16 protein-coding genes, 2 tRNA genes and 1 pseudogene are annotated in these 17020 nt (G+C 57.7%); 10 read left to right on the top strand and 9 right to left on the bottom strand.

Annotated features, from left to right (window positions below):
* Window positions 1-3: 3 nt before the first annotated feature.
* Complete coding sequence (locus ACR0BK_RS08715; protein ID WP_480554350.1) at window positions 4-774, bottom strand: HpcH/HpaI aldolase family protein; 771 nt, start codon at window positions 772-774, stop codon at window positions 4-6.
* 189 nt (window positions 775-963) lie between these two features.
* Here ACR0BK_RS08715 and hpaR point away from each other — a divergent pair, with 189 nt between their 5' ends.
* Together hpaR and ACR0BK_RS08725 are read left to right on the top strand one after the other, a co-directional pair.
* Entirely contained in the window at window positions 964-1398 is a 435-nt protein-coding gene (gene hpaR / locus ACR0BK_RS08720) for a homoprotocatechuate degradation operon regulator HpaR (protein ID WP_480494048.1), read from the top strand.
* A gap of 602 nt (window positions 1399-2000) precedes the next feature.
* Window positions 2001-2699, top strand: coding sequence for a fumarylacetoacetate hydrolase family protein (locus tag ACR0BK_RS08725; RefSeq protein ID WP_480493991.1), 699 nt, complete (start codon window positions 2001-2003; stop codon window positions 2697-2699).
* Window positions 2700-2702: 3 nt separating this feature from the next.
* Here the strand turns inward: ACR0BK_RS08725 and ACR0BK_RS08730 are convergent, their stop codons facing one another.
* Together ACR0BK_RS08730 and ACR0BK_RS08735 are read right to left on the bottom strand one after the other, a co-directional pair.
* The gene (locus ACR0BK_RS08730; protein ID WP_480554351.1) at window positions 2703-3914 is read right to left on the bottom strand and encodes a winged helix-turn-helix domain-containing protein; all 1212 of its coding nucleotides are present in this window, start codon (window positions 3912-3914) and stop codon (window positions 2703-2705) included.
* On the bottom strand, window positions 3911-4936 hold the full coding sequence (locus ACR0BK_RS08735) for a LacI family DNA-binding transcriptional regulator (protein WP_267366879.1): 1026 nt from the start codon (window positions 4934-4936) through the stop codon (window positions 3911-3913). Before ACR0BK_RS08735 ends, ACR0BK_RS08730 begins: the two co-directional genes overlap by 4 nt.
* A gap of 115 nt (window positions 4937-5051) precedes the next feature.
* Here ACR0BK_RS08735 and ACR0BK_RS08740 point away from each other — a divergent pair.
* Window positions 5052-5128, top strand: a tRNA-Arg gene (locus tag ACR0BK_RS08740).
* A 200-nt stretch (window positions 5129-5328) separates the two neighbouring features.
* On the opposite strand, the gene arsJ is transcribed toward ACR0BK_RS08740, so the two are convergent.
* From arsJ to ACR0BK_RS08755, 3 genes are read right to left on the bottom strand one after another with little or no spacing between them, the layout of a single operon-like run.
* Window positions 5329-6594, bottom strand: coding sequence for an organoarsenical effux MFS transporter ArsJ (gene arsJ / locus ACR0BK_RS08745; protein WP_480554352.1), 1266 nt, complete (start codon window positions 6592-6594; stop codon window positions 5329-5331).
* The gene (locus ACR0BK_RS08750; protein ID WP_480554353.1) at window positions 6591-7589 is read right to left on the bottom strand and encodes an ArsJ-associated glyceraldehyde-3-phosphate dehydrogenase; all 999 of its coding nucleotides are present in this window, start codon (window positions 7587-7589) and stop codon (window positions 6591-6593) included. The genes arsJ and ACR0BK_RS08750 overlap by 4 nt, the downstream gene beginning before the upstream one ends.
* Window positions 7586-8419 (bottom strand): arsenate reductase/protein-tyrosine-phosphatase family protein, encoded by an 834-nt coding sequence (locus ACR0BK_RS08755; protein WP_480554355.1) that lies wholly within the window; start codon window positions 8417-8419, stop codon window positions 7586-7588. Before ACR0BK_RS08755 ends, ACR0BK_RS08750 begins: the two co-directional genes overlap by 4 nt.
* Before the next feature lie 238 nt (window positions 8420-8657).
* Between ACR0BK_RS08755 and ACR0BK_RS08760 the strand changes: the two genes are divergently transcribed.
* Window positions 8658-8733, top strand: a tRNA-Thr gene (locus ACR0BK_RS08760).
* 190 nt (window positions 8734-8923) lie between these two features.
* Window positions 8924-9316 (top strand): annotated as a pseudogene (gene tnpA / locus ACR0BK_RS08765) (IS200/IS605 family transposase).
* Between the two features lie 33 nt (window positions 9317-9349).
* Here the strand turns inward: tnpA and pncB are convergent.
* Window positions 9350-10642 carry a nicotinate phosphoribosyltransferase gene (gene pncB / locus ACR0BK_RS08770; protein ID WP_480554357.1) on the bottom strand — a complete coding sequence of 431 codons (1293 nt, stop codon included), beginning with the start codon at window positions 10640-10642 and terminating at the stop codon, window positions 9350-9352.
* A gap of 164 nt (window positions 10643-10806) precedes the next feature.
* Between pncB and ACR0BK_RS08775 the strand changes: the two genes are divergently transcribed.
* Window positions 10807-11340 carry a hypothetical protein gene (locus tag ACR0BK_RS08775; protein WP_480554358.1) on the top strand — a complete coding sequence of 178 codons (534 nt, stop codon included), beginning with the start codon at window positions 10807-10809 and terminating at the stop codon, window positions 11338-11340.
* Here ACR0BK_RS08775 and pncA read toward each other — a convergent pair.
* Entirely contained in the window at window positions 11337-11930 is a 594-nt protein-coding gene (gene pncA, locus ACR0BK_RS08780; RefSeq protein WP_480554359.1) for a bifunctional nicotinamidase/pyrazinamidase, read from the bottom strand. The two genes, ACR0BK_RS08775 and pncA, sit on opposite strands and share 4 nt — an antisense overlap.
* A gap of 97 nt (window positions 11931-12027) precedes the next feature.
* Here pncA and trhO point away from each other — a divergent pair, with 97 nt between their 5' ends.
* Window positions 12028-12933 (top strand): oxygen-dependent tRNA uridine(34) hydroxylase TrhO, encoded by a 906-nt coding sequence (gene trhO, locus ACR0BK_RS08785; RefSeq protein WP_480474312.1) that lies wholly within the window; start codon window positions 12028-12030, stop codon window positions 12931-12933.
* Window positions 12934-12998: 65 nt separating this feature from the next.
* Window positions 12999-13511 (top strand): potassium channel family protein, encoded by a 513-nt coding sequence (locus tag ACR0BK_RS08790; RefSeq protein WP_209505145.1) that lies wholly within the window; start codon window positions 12999-13001, stop codon window positions 13509-13511.
* 3 nt (window positions 13512-13514) lie between these two features.
* Here ACR0BK_RS08790 and ACR0BK_RS08795 read toward each other — a convergent pair whose 3' ends face one another.
* Window positions 13515-13844 (bottom strand): hypothetical protein, encoded by a 330-nt coding sequence (locus tag ACR0BK_RS08795; protein ID WP_480518051.1) that lies wholly within the window; start codon window positions 13842-13844, stop codon window positions 13515-13517.
* Between the two features lie 188 nt (window positions 13845-14032).
* On the opposite strand from ACR0BK_RS08795, the gene betB reads away from it, so the two are divergent.
* Together betB and ACR0BK_RS08805 are read left to right on the top strand one after the other, a co-directional pair.
* Window positions 14033-15487 carry a betaine-aldehyde dehydrogenase gene (betB, locus tag ACR0BK_RS08800; protein WP_480554360.1) on the top strand — a complete coding sequence of 485 codons (1455 nt, stop codon included), beginning with the start codon at window positions 14033-14035 and terminating at the stop codon, window positions 15485-15487.
* Window positions 15488-15606: 119 nt separating this feature from the next.
* Complete coding sequence (locus ACR0BK_RS08805; protein WP_480554361.1) at window positions 15607-16974, top strand: MmgE/PrpD family protein; 1368 nt, start codon at window positions 15607-15609, stop codon at window positions 16972-16974.
* Window positions 16975-17020 lie beyond the last annotated feature (46 nt).

Genomic DNA, 17020 nt, shown 5'->3' on the forward strand with positions numbered 1-17020 from the left:
TGTTTAGGATGGTTTCCATTGCCCGGCCAGCGCGCGAGCCGCCTGCGCCAGCAGCATCACATCTATGCCGACCGCCAGAAATTGTGCGCCCATGTCCAGATAAGTCTGACGTGCTTCGTCATTGGTGGCAAGGATGCCCGGCGCTCTGCCTGCGGCCTTGATCCGGGCCAGGGCGTCCGCGATGACCTCGCGCACCTCGGGTGCGGCGCTGTTGCCCTTGTACCCCATGTCGGTTGACAGATCAGCAGGGCCAATGAAAACGCCATCCACACCTTCGACTTGAAGAATATCATCCAACGCGGCCAATCCGGCGCGGGTTTCCACCTGCAACAACAGGCAGATTTCCTGATCTGCGGTCTGGATATAGTCGCTTGTCGACCCAAACATCGTGGCGCGCGATGCCGCTGCACCAACACCCCGCACCCCGTCCGGCGGATAACGGCAGGCACGGACCAAGTCCTGCGCCTGAGCGGCGCTTTCGACAATCGGAACCAGTACTGTTTGGGCGCCAGCATCCAGAACCATCTTGATCAGCCAGGTCTCTCCGACAGGAACCCGCACAACGGGATGAGATGCGCTGCTGGCCAAAGCTGTCAGCTGATCCCGGATCGAGCGGATATCATTTGGTGCGTGTTCACCATCGATCACCAGCCAATCGAAACCCGCGGTTCCCATGATCTCGGCGGTGACGGATTCAGCAAAGCTCATCCAGCAGCCAACCTGCAGTTTGCCCTGTATTAGAGCCTGTTTGAATGCGTTTTGTGGGGCTGCCATGCTGAAACCTCATATTTCGACCGCAGGGGGTGAGAAGGACAAGAAGCGGATGTCGATGGCATCTTCAACGGTCGTTTTGAATTGTCCAGCCCGAAATCGGCCCGCATGACGGTGCAAATTCGGGTGCGGGCGCTGCTGCTGCGTGTCGGGTTGCTTGCTTATATCCCGGATTTCGGTGATAATTTTCTTATGACCGACGATCTCCCTCTGACGTCGCGATCTTTGCCCATTGCGCTTTTGCGGGCGCGGGAAAAGGTTATGGGACCCATTCGAGCAATGCTGGCTGACGCTGGCGTCACGGAACAGCAGTGGCGGGTGTTGCGGGTGTTGAACGAAGAAGGCCCACAAGAGCCGACCCACATCGCCGATCGCGCCTGCCTGTTGCTGCCAAGCCTGACGCGCATTCTTCAGAAGTTGGAGAACCGTGGACTGATCACGCGGCGCAGCCATCCGGCTGACCGACGGCGTCAGGTTGTTGAGATCAATACAAAAGGGGTTCAGATCATTCGTGCCAATCTGGCTGCAAGCACGGCCCAGGCGGAACGTATTCGATCTCAGCTTGGACCGGACAAGCATGAGTTACTGCTGGATCTGCTGAACGAGTTGAAGGACCTCGACTCCTGATTTTTGGCACTGTATCCGATGTCGTTGGTAGTGACCCCGCCGGAAACTGTAGGGGGAGTCTCCGACGGGGCGGCCAGACCCGGACTGGTCGTTGGTGCCTGGCCCAAGACCGGTTACGTCAAACCTGACGGTCCGGCCTGTGCTTCGGAGTATACGAAAAGCCTGAAATGTGGCTCTGAACAGGGTCTTTTTGGCCCATGGGGGAGGGGCCTAGCACCTATACTCTCCGAAACTGGTTTAGGCAGTTGCCGATCGGTAGATGGGTCAGCGTATGGTTTGTCGACGTCACTTTGGTGGAATGCTTTACCAAAGCTGCTGTTCTGAATTTTGACGCCGCACCGAAATCGGCACGGGCCTGACTACCTGAGGATTTAGCCCGGCTTTTGACTGAGCCAAGAGTTGTTTCGATCTGTTTGTTTACTGGTGAGACCATAAAAACTGATGAAACCAATTTTTGACACGGCGTCAGTCATTCAGGTCAGAATTGAGCCGTTTCACGCTGAAACACCTCCTCGAGATTGGCGAAATACAGCGTGTTTTCCGGGCTTGCTGGCGGGTTTGGCAGACGTAATATGGAAGTTACGCAACCTTCAGGGATTATCATGCCAAACAGCCTGTTTTCGCTTCCGGACCCGATCACCATCCCCGTTGTCGGCGCGGCGGCCGGATATCCCATTGGACGGATCTTCTGTGTCGGTCGAAATTATGCTGCCCATGCCGCAGAAATGGGGAATGAGGTGGATCGCGAGGCACCTTTCTATTTCACTAAATCCGCCCCGAACGCTGTACTCTCAGGTGCGACGGTTCCTTATCCTGCCGGGACCGAAAATTACCACCATGAGATGGAATTGGCATTGGCCATTGGAAAACCCGTGTTTCGCGCCACCAGTGCGCAGGCGTGGGATGCCATTTTTGCCTATGGCTGCGCCCTGGATATGACGCGCCGTGATCTGCAAATCCGCGAGCGCAACAAGCAGCGGCCCTGGGATCTGGGAAAGGACGTCGAAAACGGAGCGGTCTTTGCGCCGTTGACACCAGCTGCCGACTGGACCCCGGAGGATGACAAGCGCATTCGGCTAAGCGTAAACGGAGAGTTGCGCCAGAACGCGACCCTGGAGGAGCTGATCTGGAAGATCGACGAGATTGTCATGCACCTGTCCGGCTTTTACCACCTGCGCCCCGGTGACCTAATCCTGACCGGTACGCCGGCTGGCGTTGGTCCAGTCGTTGCAGGGGATGTTCTGACAGGTGAGATTGATGGGCTGGAACCGATCAAATTGTCCCTGTCCGACGCAGAATAGACCCTATTTAGGGTCTTTCAGCCAGTCCTTGGCGAAAGTCACATGTTCCACACCGGCCAGTCGCCGCACCCGGTCCAGCTCGGCGTTCAGGCGTCGGGTACGGGCATCTGACCAGCGCACACCGCGCTCGGGCCAGAGCGCTTTGACATGCAGCAGGTCACGATCGCGGTGGGCCTTCATATCGATACGGCCAATCATACGGTCGCCCTCGAGCAAAGGAAAAACGTAGTATCCATAGGTTCGTTTGGCCTCGGGGACGAAAACCTCGATGCGGTAGTGAAAGCCGAACAGCCGCTCGGCCCGGCTGCGGTCGCGCAGCATAGGGTCAAACGGGCTGAGCACGCGAATGCGGCCTGGCGGCTGCGGTACTTCGGTCGTCAGATTTGGGCGTGCGAATGCCTTGCGCAAGCGCCCATCGGCGCAGGTGACCTCGATTTCTTCAATATCGCCACATTCCAGCGACGCCGCGCACCAGTCTTTTGCCTCAGCCGCGCTGACGGTGTCCCAGAAAGCCGCCAACTCTCCGGATGTTGCAAATCCAAGCCGGTCCAATGCGGCGTTGCACAGCCAATCCACGGTCGCTTCGGCATCACAGGGCGTGTTTCCGGGGCAGAGCTGTGTTTCAATCACGCGCTCTGTCAGATCATAGCGTTTCTGGAACCCATCCCGACCGACGACGGTCAGGGCACCCGAGCGCCACAGATACTCCAACGCGGTTTTCGATGGGTGCCAGTCCCACCACCCGCCCGAACCCTTCTTTTCATCCTTGCCAACATCCGAGGACGACACCGCCCCATGGTCGCGGATGTGTTGCAGGACTGTGTCAAACTGCTGTTCGAACCCATCCCGCCGCCAGTTCTTCCACCGCGCCTTCAACATATCCGCATCCCGCTGAAAGCGCAGATGCCAATGCTGATAGAATTTCATCGGAATCACCGCCGCATCGTGCGTCCAATGCTCGAAAAGCGCGTTATCCCTTTCATAGAGCCTTTTTAGGTCGGCGCTGCGATAGGCGGGCCTGCGCGAGAACAGGATCATGTCATGGGCACGGGCAACGGTGTTGATGCTATCAAGCTGAACAAATCCAAGCCGGTGGATCAGATCCAGAAGCGCGGAACCTTTGGCCGAGCCTGAGGGTTGTTCACCCAATACGTGCCGGTCCATGAAGATCGCCCGGGCCGTCCGGTTGTCGAGCCTTTTCAGGGATGTGTTCATCGCCGTTTCAGCGTGTCACCATAACTGATCGTGGGGGTCAGAGTAACGCGTGTCTCGATCTCGGTATCAGGATTTTCCAGACGTTCGGCGATGATCTGGGCGGCTTGACGGCCGATTTCCAGACGACAGGCGTCCATCGTCGCGAGTTTTCGCGGCAAGCCCTGCAAAAGCTCGACATTGTTGAACCCGGCCAAGCCGATCTGTCCCGGAATATCGATACCCTGTTCCAGCAGGTACAGCAGGCCACCGGCCCCGATCATATCGTTCGAGTAATACAGGAAATCCAGCTCGGGTGAGCGTTCCAGCATGGCTTGGGTCATCTCGCGCCCTTTGGCCAGGGCCGATCCACCGGAATAGAACTCGCGATCCTCGATCTCGATCCCGTGCTTGCCAAGAACTTCGGTAAAGCCTTCGAACCGCTTTCGTGCGCGGTGATCCAGTGGCATCTTGGTGCCCATGAAACCGATATGCTGATACCCGGCCTTCAGGATTGCCTGTGCCATTTCGCGCCCCGCGCGGCGGTGTGAGATCCCCACCATCGCATCCACCGGCTTGCCATCCGTGTCCATGATCTCGACCACCGGAATACCTGCCGAATCCAGCATGGCGCGCGCGGCCTCGGTATGTTCAAGCCCCGCAATGATCACGCCGGAAGGCCGCCACGAGAGCATCTCGTACAGCACTTTCTCCTCTTTCTCGGGCAGATAATCGGTTACCCCGACCACCGGTTGCAATTCGGTGTCTTCCAACACCTGATTGATGCCTGTCATCACCTCGGGGAAGACCATATTCGAAAGCGAAGGGATGATCACCGCGATCAGATTAACCCGGCTGGACGCCAATGCGCCCGCGATCTTGTTGGGGACATAGCCAAGCTCCTTGGCGGCGGCCAGAACGCGGGTGCGGGTGGCGTCAGACACATCCCCCCGGTTACGCAGAACCCGGCTTACCGTCATCTCGGATACTCCGGAAGCCTCGGACACATCACGAAGGGTAAGCGGGCGTTTGGTTTCACTGTTCACGGGAGGCACCTGCGTTGTTGTTTTGTCCGATGGTAGCGTGAACAGGTCGGCGTGTACAACAATTGTGCAAAGGCGATGACAACCCGGAAAATCCCGGTTACAGAGAGCCTGACAAGGCCCCGTGGCTCAACTGGATAGAGCAGCCCCCTCCTAAGGGGCAGGTTGCAGGTTCGAATCCTGCCGGGGTCACCAAAAATACCGTATTGTTTAACAGATACCGGGTTTCCGCGGCCAGTGGCGCCGTCATGATTTGCTAAGCTTTGCGAGGTCATATGCCGAAACATATAAAATTCTCGCTAATCGTTCTTCAATAACCTTGCGCAGCCCCTCTGATCAGAACGCCACCGATCATGGCAAGAGCGATCCAGTCCGTGAGATATCGTTCGAAATGGTCACGTCAGTGCTTCGGAGGTTTGATCCGTCAGTTTGCCTGAAGTCAACGCAGCAAGGGCCACCATCACGGTCGCGGTCCCGAGGACCAGTGGCAATCCTCCGATCTGGTAGGTCAGGCCTGATAGAACCGTGCCGATCAGCCGTCCTGTTGCATTTGCCATGTAATAAAATCCGACATCCATTGTCACACGTTCGGACCGGGTGAAAGCCAGGATCAGATAGGAATGCAGCGATGAATTCACCGCAAAGATTGCTCCGAAGATCAGCAGCCCAGCCACAAGCGTTGTGGTTAGCCAGGTTTCAGGCCCATGTGACAGCGAAACGGCCAATGTTAGAGTCGCAGGAACGCAGAAAAGGGCACTCGCCCAACTGCGCGCCGCGCGGATCAAATCGCCTTCGGTTCGATCCGCCGCACGAAGGATCTTTGGCGCGTAGGCCTGCACTGCGCCATAGAGGATGACCCACACCGCCATGAATGTTCCGATCATGAAGAACGCGGAACGGTTGCCGTCCTCGGTGCCATCCGACAGGACGGCGTAGAAATAGATCGGGATGCCGACCACGAACCAGACATCGCGCGCACCGAACAGAAAGACCCGCGCCGCGGACAGCCAGTTCACATTGGCGGATTTTGACAATACTTCCGAGAATTTCGCCCCTTTTCGCCCCTTCGGCAGGCCCGCTGGCATGAACAGGATAACTGCGAACAGGATCAGTGCCAGAACCGCCGCCATGACCAGGATTGCCGCCATGAATCCCAACGTGGCCAGCATGGCCGCGCCCAACAGGAAACCCAGCCCTTTGACGGCATTTTTTGATCCGGTCAGCGCAGCGACCCACCGAAACAACCCTCCGCCCTCGGCCGGGGCCAGTAATTTGACTGATGATTTCGACGACATCTTGGCCAGATCCTTGGCCACTCCGCTTGCCCCCTGTACCATCATCACAAAGCTGACCGAGGCGGTAACGGTCCAGTGCGGATCAAGCTGTGTCATGGCAAGCAACGCCACCACCTGCAGCCCCAATCCTGCATAAAGGGTGGACGTCAACCCGAACCGGGCGGCAATCCAGCCTGCGGCCAGGTTGGTGACGATCCCAGCAATCTCATAAAGCACAAACAGATAGGCCAGCTGAACCGGTGAGAATCCCATGGTGTGAAAGTGCAGCAGCACCAACATCCTGAGCGCCCCGTCAGTCAGCATGAAGGCCCAATAAGCCGCCGTGACCGCGACATAAGCCGACAGTCCTTCGGGCCGCTGGGTCACAGCGAGGACCCGACCATCAGCGCCACATCCACCAAGCGGTGCGCATAGCCCATCTCATTGTCGTACCACGCATAGATTTTCACCTGTGTCCCGTTTGTCACCATGGTCGAGGGCGCATCGACAATCGAGGAGCGTTTGTCATTGGTGTAATCGGTAGATACCAGAGGGCGGGTTTCATAACCCAGAATATCCTTCAGGTCACCCTCAGCCGCCGCTTTAAAGAGGGCGTTGACCTCGTCAACCGTGGTGGCCCGCTCAACTTCGAATACGCAATCGGTCAGCGAGGCGTTCAAAAGCGGCACCCTGACGGCGTGACCGTTCAGACGCTCCTTGAGTTCCGGATAGATCAGTGTGATGGCGGTGGCCGAACCGGTGGTCGTCGGGATCAGTGAGTTGAGGGCCGACCGTGCGCGCCGCAAGTCCTTTGCGGGCCGATCAACGATTGTTTGCGTGTTGGTCACGTCATGGATCGTAGTCATCGACCCGTGGCGGATACCCAGATTCTCGTGGATCACCTTGACCACCGGCGCCAGGCAATTCGTTGTGCAAGAGGCCGCTGTCACAATTTTATGGGTCGCGGGGTCATATGTGCTTTCATTCACTCCAACAACGATATTTGCCGTCGGGCCGTCTTTGACCGGGGCAGAGACGACGACTTTCTTTACCCCGGCATCAAAATATGGGGCCAGCTTGGCCTCGGTCTTGAACACGCCCGTACAGTCGATCACGACATCAACGCCATCCAGCGGCAGGGTGTTCAGGTCTTTCGTGCCGATGAACGGCAGGCGGGTTCCATTCACAGTGATGCTGTCGGCATCAAAGCTGAATTCTGCATCCCAACGCCCGTGTACCGTGTCGAACTCCAACAGATGCGCGTGCATCTGGGGGTCGCCGAAGGCATCGTTGATCCAGGCAATCTTTGCGCCCCGTTCCAACAAGGGCTTCAGGGCCAGTTTCCCCATTCGGCCAAGGCCGTTCACAGCGTAAGTCGTCATGGCGCATCCTCAAGTGGCGACCGCGCGATTTCATCAACGGCGGATTGCAGTGCGATCCGGTCCAGGCTTTCAACCGGCAGCGATGTAAAGGCTTGAACCCGACGCTTCAGCGCGCCGTACGCGTTTTGAAAGGCCAGGCTTTTCTCGGCATCGGTGCCTTCTGCCTTGACCGGATCCGCCATGCCCCAGTGACCGCTGATCGGCTGGCCTTCCCACGCGGGGCATTCTTCGTTCGCAGCCTGATTGCAGACCGTAAAGACGAAATCCATTTCAGGTGCGCCCGGTCGCGAGAACTCGGATACATTCTTGGAGCGGAGCGCCGATGTATCATGCCCCTTGTCTTGCAGAACCCGAATTGCAAACGGGTTGAGTTCGGAAAACGGTCGTATGCCGGCCGAATACACATTGAACCGATCCCCGCCGATATCCCGCAAAAGGGATTCGGCAAAGATCGACCGGGCAGAATTACCCACGCAAATGAACAACACATTGAACTTTCGATCAGCCATGGTTTCGCGCCCTTTGGCCAAGGGCATGCAAAGATCGGGTCGGCCACGGCAGCAATCCACGAGCAGGAAATCGAACATGTGCTGCACGTTCTTCATCTCAATCGAATAGAGCAGTGACGTCCCGGATCGTTCCTGCTTGACCAGCCCGGATCGCTGCAACGCGTTGAGATAGTTCGACAAGGTGCTGGACTTGATCCCCAGTTCCGACGCCAGTTCCCCCGCTGGAACAGTGTCAGGATACCGTCGCATCAACATGCGAAATACGGTGATACGTTGCGGGTGGCCAAGGATGGCCAGCTGGTCGGTTATCTCTTCCATCATATTTCATGAAATATAGAATAATAAACTTAGAGTCAAAACTACTCATGCGTCGTTACAAAAATTTCACAAACTGGAAGCTCGCCCCATTGGATTGATCATTGGCCCAATACGTCGACGACAACCTCTGGTGAAAAGGGGGGAAAGGCCCGAACGGACATAACTGGTCTTGCAGGCTTTAGGCTGACAGTTTAAATGGGCCATCTCATCCGGTAGAGGCCAGTTCCGGATGACTCAAGGCGCCGCTGTAGCTCAGCTGGTAGAGCACGTCATTCGTAATGATGGGGTCGGGGGTTCGAGTCCCTTCAGCGGCACCACAAGTTTCAGTATCCACTCATTGGAGTAAACCCTCCGACCTCCAGTCGGACCTGCTTCAGCGCGGAGAATCGTGTTATGATCTTACCCTCTGGAAAATGAGCCGCAGCCGGTTCGAAGGCTCATTTTCCAGAGGGTAAGGTCATGTAGTATGACACTGGCAAGCACTGTGTTTTCTATCACTGCTACCATATCGTCTGGTCGACCAAGTATCGCTACTAGGTGCTGACCGGTGCGGTGCGCTTGCGGGTGCGCGCCATCATCCGTTGGGTCTGCCACGAGAACGAGGTCGACATCTTGCGCGGGGTGTTGTCGAGCAATCCCGTGCATTTGTTCGTGTCGGTGCCGCCGAAGATTGCCATCTCGGGTCCGGTGCGCAAGATGAAGGGCCGTTCGTCTCACAAGGTGCAACGGGAACTTCCCGCCCTGCGCAGCCGCTACTGGGGTCGCCGGTTCTGGGGCAGGAGGTATTTCTCAACCACCAACGGTGCCATCACCGAAGACATCGTGCTGCAATACCTCGAAAACCATATCGCCGATCCTACCGACGCCAGTCGGTGGTCGTTCAGTCCTAACATTATATGAATTGAGGGTAAGTGTTTGGTATTATGCCTTAGCTCAGACAATCACTTTGATCGCTTCCTGTGCGCCCACGCCGAACACCCGTTTGTATCGCTCGATCTGATCCGCAGGGCCCATTGCCTTTTCCGGATTGTCCGACAGCTTTACCGTCGGGCGTCCGTTTGCGGATACGGCTTTGCAGACCAGTGAGAACGGTGCCAGCGCGTCATGAGGGACCAGTCCGCGGAAATCGTTGGTCAGCAAGGTACCCCAGCCGAAAGATACTTTGGTGCGGTCCGCAAACTGTGCATGCAATTCCTGAATACTGCCTACGTCCAACCCGTCCGAGAAAATGATCCGTTTTTGGGTCGGGTCCTCTCCGCGCGCTTTCCACCAGTCGATGGCCACCTCGGCGGCGGTAGCCGGGTCGCCGCTGTCGATACGAATACCGGTCCAGCCCGCCAGCCAGTCGGGCGCGTTGTCCAGAAAGCCCTTGGTGCCGTAGGTATCGGGCAGGATGATGCGCAGATTGCCGTCATGTTCGTCGTGCCAATCGCTGAGAACGTCATAAGGGGCCTGCGCCAGTTCGGCATCGGTGTCGGCCAACGCGGAATAGACCATCGGCAGCTCATGCGCGTTGGTGCCGATGGCCTCAACCTCACGCCGCATCGCGATCAGGCAGTTCGATGTCCCAGTAAACGCGGGGCCGAGCCCTTCTATCATCGCCTGCACACACCAGTCCTGCCACAGGAAGGAATGCCGTCGCCGCGTGCCAAAATCCGCGATGCCCAAACCGTTGATCGTACTCAGCTTCTCGATCTTTTCCCACACGCGGGTCATCGCGCGGGCATAAAGCACCTGTAGCGCAAACCGGCGCATGTCGTTCAGCACCGCGCGCGACCGCAATTCCATCAATACCGCCAGCGCCGGAATTTCCCACAACATGACCTCGTGCCATTTGCCTTCGAAGGTCAGTTCGTACTGATCGCCTTTGCATTCAAGGTGGTAAGGCGGCAGGCGCATATTCTCGAACCATTCCATGAAATCGGAACGGAACATCTGGCGCTTTCCATAGAACATGTTGCCCCGCAGCCAGGTGCTTTCCCCCCGGCTGAGATTAAGCGAGCGGATATGATCCAGCTGTTCCCGCAACTCGCCTTCATCAATCAAACGGGCCAAAGGCACGTGATTCGACCGGTTGATCAGGGAAAACACCACGTTTGTTTGGGGCTTGTTTCGAAACACTGACTGGCACATCAGCAGTTTGTAGAAGTCTGTGTCGATTAAAGACCGGACAATCGGGTCAATCTTCCATTTATGATTGTAGACACGGGTCGCGATGTCGACCATGGGGAACTCCTGCGATTTCCGTAGTTAGATCAATCGATTTCGGGAATGGCAAGAGTCGCTGATTTGGTGACAATGCCAGCATGACGTCACATTACGGGCTTATTGTGCAGTGTCTTCGCCGGTTAGTGAGAAAAGGGGATGGTAAGACGAAACTGAGTTTGTGAATGGGTCTCGAGTACGATTTTGACATTGTTAATGTAGCACTGAACGATTTCGACCCCGAAAAGCTGGGGTCAGCCTCTGATGTGGAACGCCAGGTGTGTGCGGTGTTTCGCGACATCAGAACAGCCGATGCGCTACGGGGAACATCGCCGAAAATCCGCAAGATTTTCCTGGATGCGGGGTTCAGCCTCGAGTCGCGGAACAGCGGCATCGTGCCCGGTGTGTTTCCGGCCGAAGATCAGGTGGACCGGGTCAGGATTCTGCGTTCTCTGTTTGAGAACATAAAATCGCGCGGCGTTCAGGGGGAGTATTGCGGCGAGTTCAACCTGTGGGACTTTCTGCATTACATACGGATGGCACAGCCCATGGCCGGGATCGTGCGTACGCGTCAGGTGCGCAAACCGCTGCCACCGCCACAGCAGCCCGTTTCGGCACGTCGGCGTTCTATTTCGGGGCGTATCGGGCTGGCGTTCGGGCTGGCCGTTATTCTGTTTGTGACGATCAAGCTGCTGGCAGCTGCCGGGGCGACACCTTAGGCCAGCGTAACACCGGCATCGCGCATGGCCTGTTTTGCGGCAGCCAGCGATCCGTCCATGTCAATCGCGCGGCAGGCATCCATCCGGACTGTGATATCAAATCCCAACCGGGCAGCGTCTACAGCCGAATAGTGAACGCAGAAATCGGTCGCCAATCCAACCAGTGTCAAACGGGTGATGCCTCGGGTTTCAAGATAGCCTTTCAGGCCTGTTGGCGTCTGATGGTCGTTTTCGAAAAACGCCGAGTAGCTGTCGATGCCACTGCGAAACCCCTTGCGCAGGATCAAATCGCCATCGGTGCGCAACTCGGGGTGAAACGCGGCACCTTTTGAGCCCTGAACGCAATGGTCCGGCCACAGCACCTGCGGGCCATAGGGCATGTCGATCAACTCCAACGGGCTTTTGCCATTGTGCGTGCTGGCGAACGAAGAATGCCCCGCCGGATGCCAGTCCTGCGTCAGGATCACGGCGTCAAACTCCTCCATCATGGCGTTGATCGGCGCGACGATTTCATCTCCTCCGGCCACTGCCAAGGCACCGCCGGGGCAAAAGTCGTTCTGGACATCAATGACAAGCAGGGCATGGGTCATGGCGGCCTCCGTATAACTGCCTTATCGGTAGGGGGCTGGGCGCGGGGCGTCAATGCAATCCCTTGCGACTCCGGGTTTGCGAGGGTAGATCGCGCATATGTACACGATCGCTGCCCTCTATCACTTTACCCGATTCCCGGACCCTGTCGCGCTGCGCGAACCGTTGCTTGATCTGTGCCGCGCGCAGTCCGTCACGGGAACGCTATTGCTGGCGCAAGAAGGCATCAATGGCACCATCGCAGGCCCACGCGCCGGGATCGATGCGGTTCTTGCGCATATCCGGGCTCTGCCCGGTTGCTCGGATCTGGAGTGGAAAGAGGCGTCCTCGGACCATCCGCCTTTCGGCAAGATGAAAGTGCGGCTGAAGAAAGAGATTGTGACCATGGGTCAGCCGGATGTCGATCCGCGCGCCCGTGTCGGCAACTATGTCGATCCGCAGGACTGGAACGATCTGATCCGTTCGGACGATGTCGTGGTGATCGACACCCGCAATGACTACGAAGTGGCGATCGGCACGTTTGAAGGCGCAATAGACCCTGAAACAGCCAGTTTCCGCGAATTTCCGGCCTGGTGGGAGGCGAACAAAGATCGCTTTCACAACAAGCGCGTTGCCATGTTCTGCACCGGCGGTATCCGGTGCGAGAAGTCCACCAATTACCTGCTGGGGCAGGGGGTCGAGGATGTCTATCACCTCAAAGGTGGTATCCTGCGCTATCTTGAAGAGATGCCATCCGAAGACAGCTCGTGGCAGGGTGACTGCTTTGTGTTCGACAACCGCGTCTCGGTTGGCCACGGCCTTGTTGAAGGGCCGCACAAGCTGTGCCATGGCTGCCGTCGCCCGATCCTGCCCGAGGATATGAAACGCCCCGAATATGAACATGGCGTGTCCTGTCACCAATGCATCGACGAGACCTCCGAGGCTGACAAGATGCGCTTTCGTGAACGGCAAAAGCAGATAGTGCTTGCGCGCAAGCGGGGCGAGCCGCATTTGCGGCAGGACTGAAAGCGGGTTGCAGGCCCTTGCTTTAGGTCGGATGATCACCGTCAGACTAGGCTGAGAGGGCGTTCATGCACCGCAAACCCACAACTCTGGAAGAATGGAAATCGACCCTGATTGCTGCATTGGGGCTGGTTCTGACAAGTTTTCTTGCCTGGTTCGGGCTATCGCGTCTTAACGAAACCGCTGCGGGTGACATGATCGGAACAATCGCGTCGGTTGGCCTGCTGATCTGGCTGGTGTCGCAATCCTGGTATTACATGACCCAGGTTACATCGCCGCGACGGCTTTTGTTCCTGATGGGTGTGTCATTCATCCAGGTCGTCCCGTTCCTGTTCGCCGCCGTCTACGGAGCTTTTGGGTACAACGATAATTGTGTGGTCGGGGCGCAGGGTCCGGGGGATGTCCTGTATTTCTCATATGTCACCTTCACCACGGTCGGGTATGGCGACATGTCCCCGACCGGCCTGTGCCGCGGGCTTGCCGTGTCCGAGGCTGTGACCGGTTACATTCTGCTGGGAATGTTTGTTGCGGCTGCGGTTGCGCTATATACCCGCAATCATGCGCCAGAAGACCCTAAATAAGGGTTATCTGTTGTGGTCAATCCAGCGGGACATCATTTTCTTGTCTCGAAAACACTCGGACGGGATCGGGCGACGCTTGCTGCGTGAAATCCGTTCAGCGAACGCCACCTGCTTGCCCGTCGGGTAATTGTCGAATTGCGAGGTGCCACATGATTTGTGGGCCGAAATCCAGTCGGACAACAATCGCCTGTCACGTTGAACTTCGACCGGGATCTCAAGCGCTGATTTCTCGGCAATGGCGCGCGCATATCGCATCTGCCGGTCTGTTACCGGAAGCAGGTGGTAGTCATTGTTTGGCCCGTTCAGGGCGGCGTGGCGCATGTGCTGGGTCATCGGTTTGTCCTCTGACTATGTGGAACATATATAGAACATTAACCAAAGAATTTCAAGATTTGTGCGCGGTGGCAGGCGTGACCTTGCCGCTTGGATGATTTTATTGACTGGCCAGTCAATAACCATTAGGGCCGATTCAAAATGACCAAATGCCCCGCCCGGACGGGGTCGAGCGAAAAGGACACGGTATGAAGTTTCAGCCCAAGGCCAGCCATTTCATCGACGGCACCTATGTCGAGGATACCGATGGCGCGGCCATTGACGTGATCTACCCCGCTACCGGCGAGGTGATTGCCCGTCTGCATTCGGCGACACCGGCGATTGTAGAAAAGGCTCTGAACAGCGCGAAAACCGCTCAGGCAGCTTGGGCCGCACTGACCGGAACAGAACGCGGCCGCATTCTGCGCCGCGCGGCCGACATTATGCGCGACCGCAACTACGACCTGTCGGTTCTGGAAACCCATGACACCGGCAAACCGATTCAGGAAACCACGGTGGCAGATGCCACATCGGGTGCAGATGCGCTGGAATATTTCGGCGGGTTGGCCGCCTCTCTGACCGGCGAGCATATTCCGCTGGGCGGTGGAGATTTCGTCTACACCATCCTTCAGGCGCTGGGCGTTTGCGTGGGCATCGGTGCGTGGAACTATCCCACGCAGATTGCCTGCTGGAAAGGTGCCCCGGCGCTGGCCTGCGGCAACACAATGGTCTTCAAGCCTTCGGAAACCACGCCCCTTTCGGCATTGAAAGTGGCCGAAATTCTGGTCGAAGCCGGCGCACCCAAGGGTGTCTACAACGTGATTCAGGGCTATGGCGACGTGGGGGCCGCACTGGTCACCGATCCGCGTGTAGCCAAGGTCTCGCTGACCGGATCGGTGCCGACAGGCCGCAAGGTCTATGCCGCGGCAGCTGACGGCATGAAGCACGTCACCATGGAGCTGGGCGGCAAATCTCCGATGATCGTCTTTGAGGATGCCGACATCGAAAACGCGGTGTCCGGCGCGATCCTTGGCAACTTCTATTCATCGGGCCAGGTCTGCTCCAACGGTACCCGCGTCTTTGTGCAAAAAGGGATCAAGGATGCCTTCCTGAAACGCCTGTCCGAACGTCTGGCCAATGCCAAAATCGGCGATCCGATGGACGAGGACGTCAGCTTTGGCCCGATGGTCAGCGAAAACCAGTTGAACATCGCGCTGAGCTATGTCGACAAAGCCAGGGCCGAGGGCGCAAGGCTGGTGTTCGGCGGCAACCGGATCGAAGGCGACGGTTTCTACATGCAACCAACCGTTTTTGCGGATGTGAACGATGACATGACCATCGCGCGCGAGGAAATCTTTGGCCCCGTCATGTCGGTGCTGGATTTCGACACGGAATCCGAGGTCATGGCCCGTGCCAATGACACCGAATTTGGTCTGGCTGCAGGCGTCTTCACCAATGACCTGACCCGCGCGCACCGTGTTGTGGCCGGGTTCGAGGCGGGGACCTGTTATATCAACACCTATAACCTTGCCCCGGTCGAGGCCCCGTTCGGGGGATCGAAAATGTCGGGTGTCGGACGCGAGAATTCGAAGCTTGCGATCAACCATTTTTCGGAAATGAAAACAGTCTACGTGTCCATGAACGGCGTCGAAGCCCCTTACTAGGGTCTCTTCTTCATACGTTTTCCTCTGTTCCCGACATTTGGCGTCGGGAACAGAGTACAAGCCCGCCCTTACCTGTGGCTGACTTTCCTGTACCGGCCCCGCCCGACAGGAGAGCTCTCATGACGCATAACCCGCAGACAAATACATTTTCCAGGGTTGCCGATTTCACGCTGACCCGCGCGGCCTCGGACATGCCCGAAAGCGCACTAGAGGCCGCGGCGCTGATGATGCTCGACACGATGGGGATCCTGATCGCATCCGGCCCGATGCAGGCAGGTGTGATCGCTCGGGACACGGCAGCGTTGCTTTATGCCAGCTCCGATCCTGCTTATGGCGCACGGATGCTGTTCGATGGTCGTACCGTCAGCATGGCAGGTGCTGCCTATGCCGCCGCTACGCAAACCGACAATCTGGATGGTCACGACGGATATAACCCCACCAAGGGCCATATCGGGGTGGTCGTATTGCCAGCGCTGTCCGCACTGGCCGAACATTGCCCGAACCTGACCGGACCCGAGGCTTTGGCAGCGGTCGTCACCGGGTACGAGGTGGCCGGGCGCGCGGGCCTGTCACTGCACGCCAGTGTCAGCGACTACCACACATCCGGTGCCTGGAACGCGCTGGGCGTGGTCGCGATGGCGGCGCGCCTGCGCGGATTGTCTGCCGACCAGATGCGGCAGGCGATGGGGATCGCCGAATATCACGGGCCACGCAGCCAGATGATGCGCGAGATTGCCAACCCGACAATGCTGCATGACGGGTCGGGCTGGGGCGCGATGGTGGGGCTTTCCGCCGCTGTTCTGGCTGAACGCGGCTTTACCGGCGCGCCCGCCATCACCATCGAGGCGGAAGAGGCCAAACCCTACTGGGATGATCTGGGCACCTTCTGGCAGGTCGAACATCAATATGTAAAACCCTATCCGATCTGTCGCTGGGCCCATGCCGCGATTGATGGCGTGCGCGCTGTCATGATCGCGCATGACCTGACCAGCGCGCAGATCGAAACAGTGCATATCAACAGCTTTCATCAGGCGGCCTGTCTTTTTGCGGGGCTGCCCGAAACAACTTCGCAAGCGCAGTATTCCCTGCCATTTGCCGTGGCAGTTCAGGCCGTTTACGGGCGCATCGGCGTTGAACATATCTCAAGGTCTGGCCTGTCTGATCCCGCGGTCGCCAATCTGATGTCCCGCATCACGGTCGCGGAAAGCGAACACCACAGCGTCCGGTTTCCTGAAGGGCGCTGGGCAGATGTCACGATCACAACAACGGATGGCCGTGTTCTGAAATCCGGGGATATTCATGCCCGCGGCGGCCCCGAGGCCCCCATGACACGGGACGACGTCATCGCCAAATACATGCAGTTTGCAGCCCCTGTGCTTGGGGAAGTACGTGCCGACCGCATCCGTCGTGTAATACTTGGCTGGCCGGACAAAAGCGTGCGGTATGCAGACCTGACACCGCTGATTTTTGATCCGCCAGAACCGTGAACCGCGCCCCGTCCTGCCTGCATCGATCCGGGCAATTGGTTCGGTC

The organism is Ruegeria sp. AF1 (genome assembly GCF_056542125.1).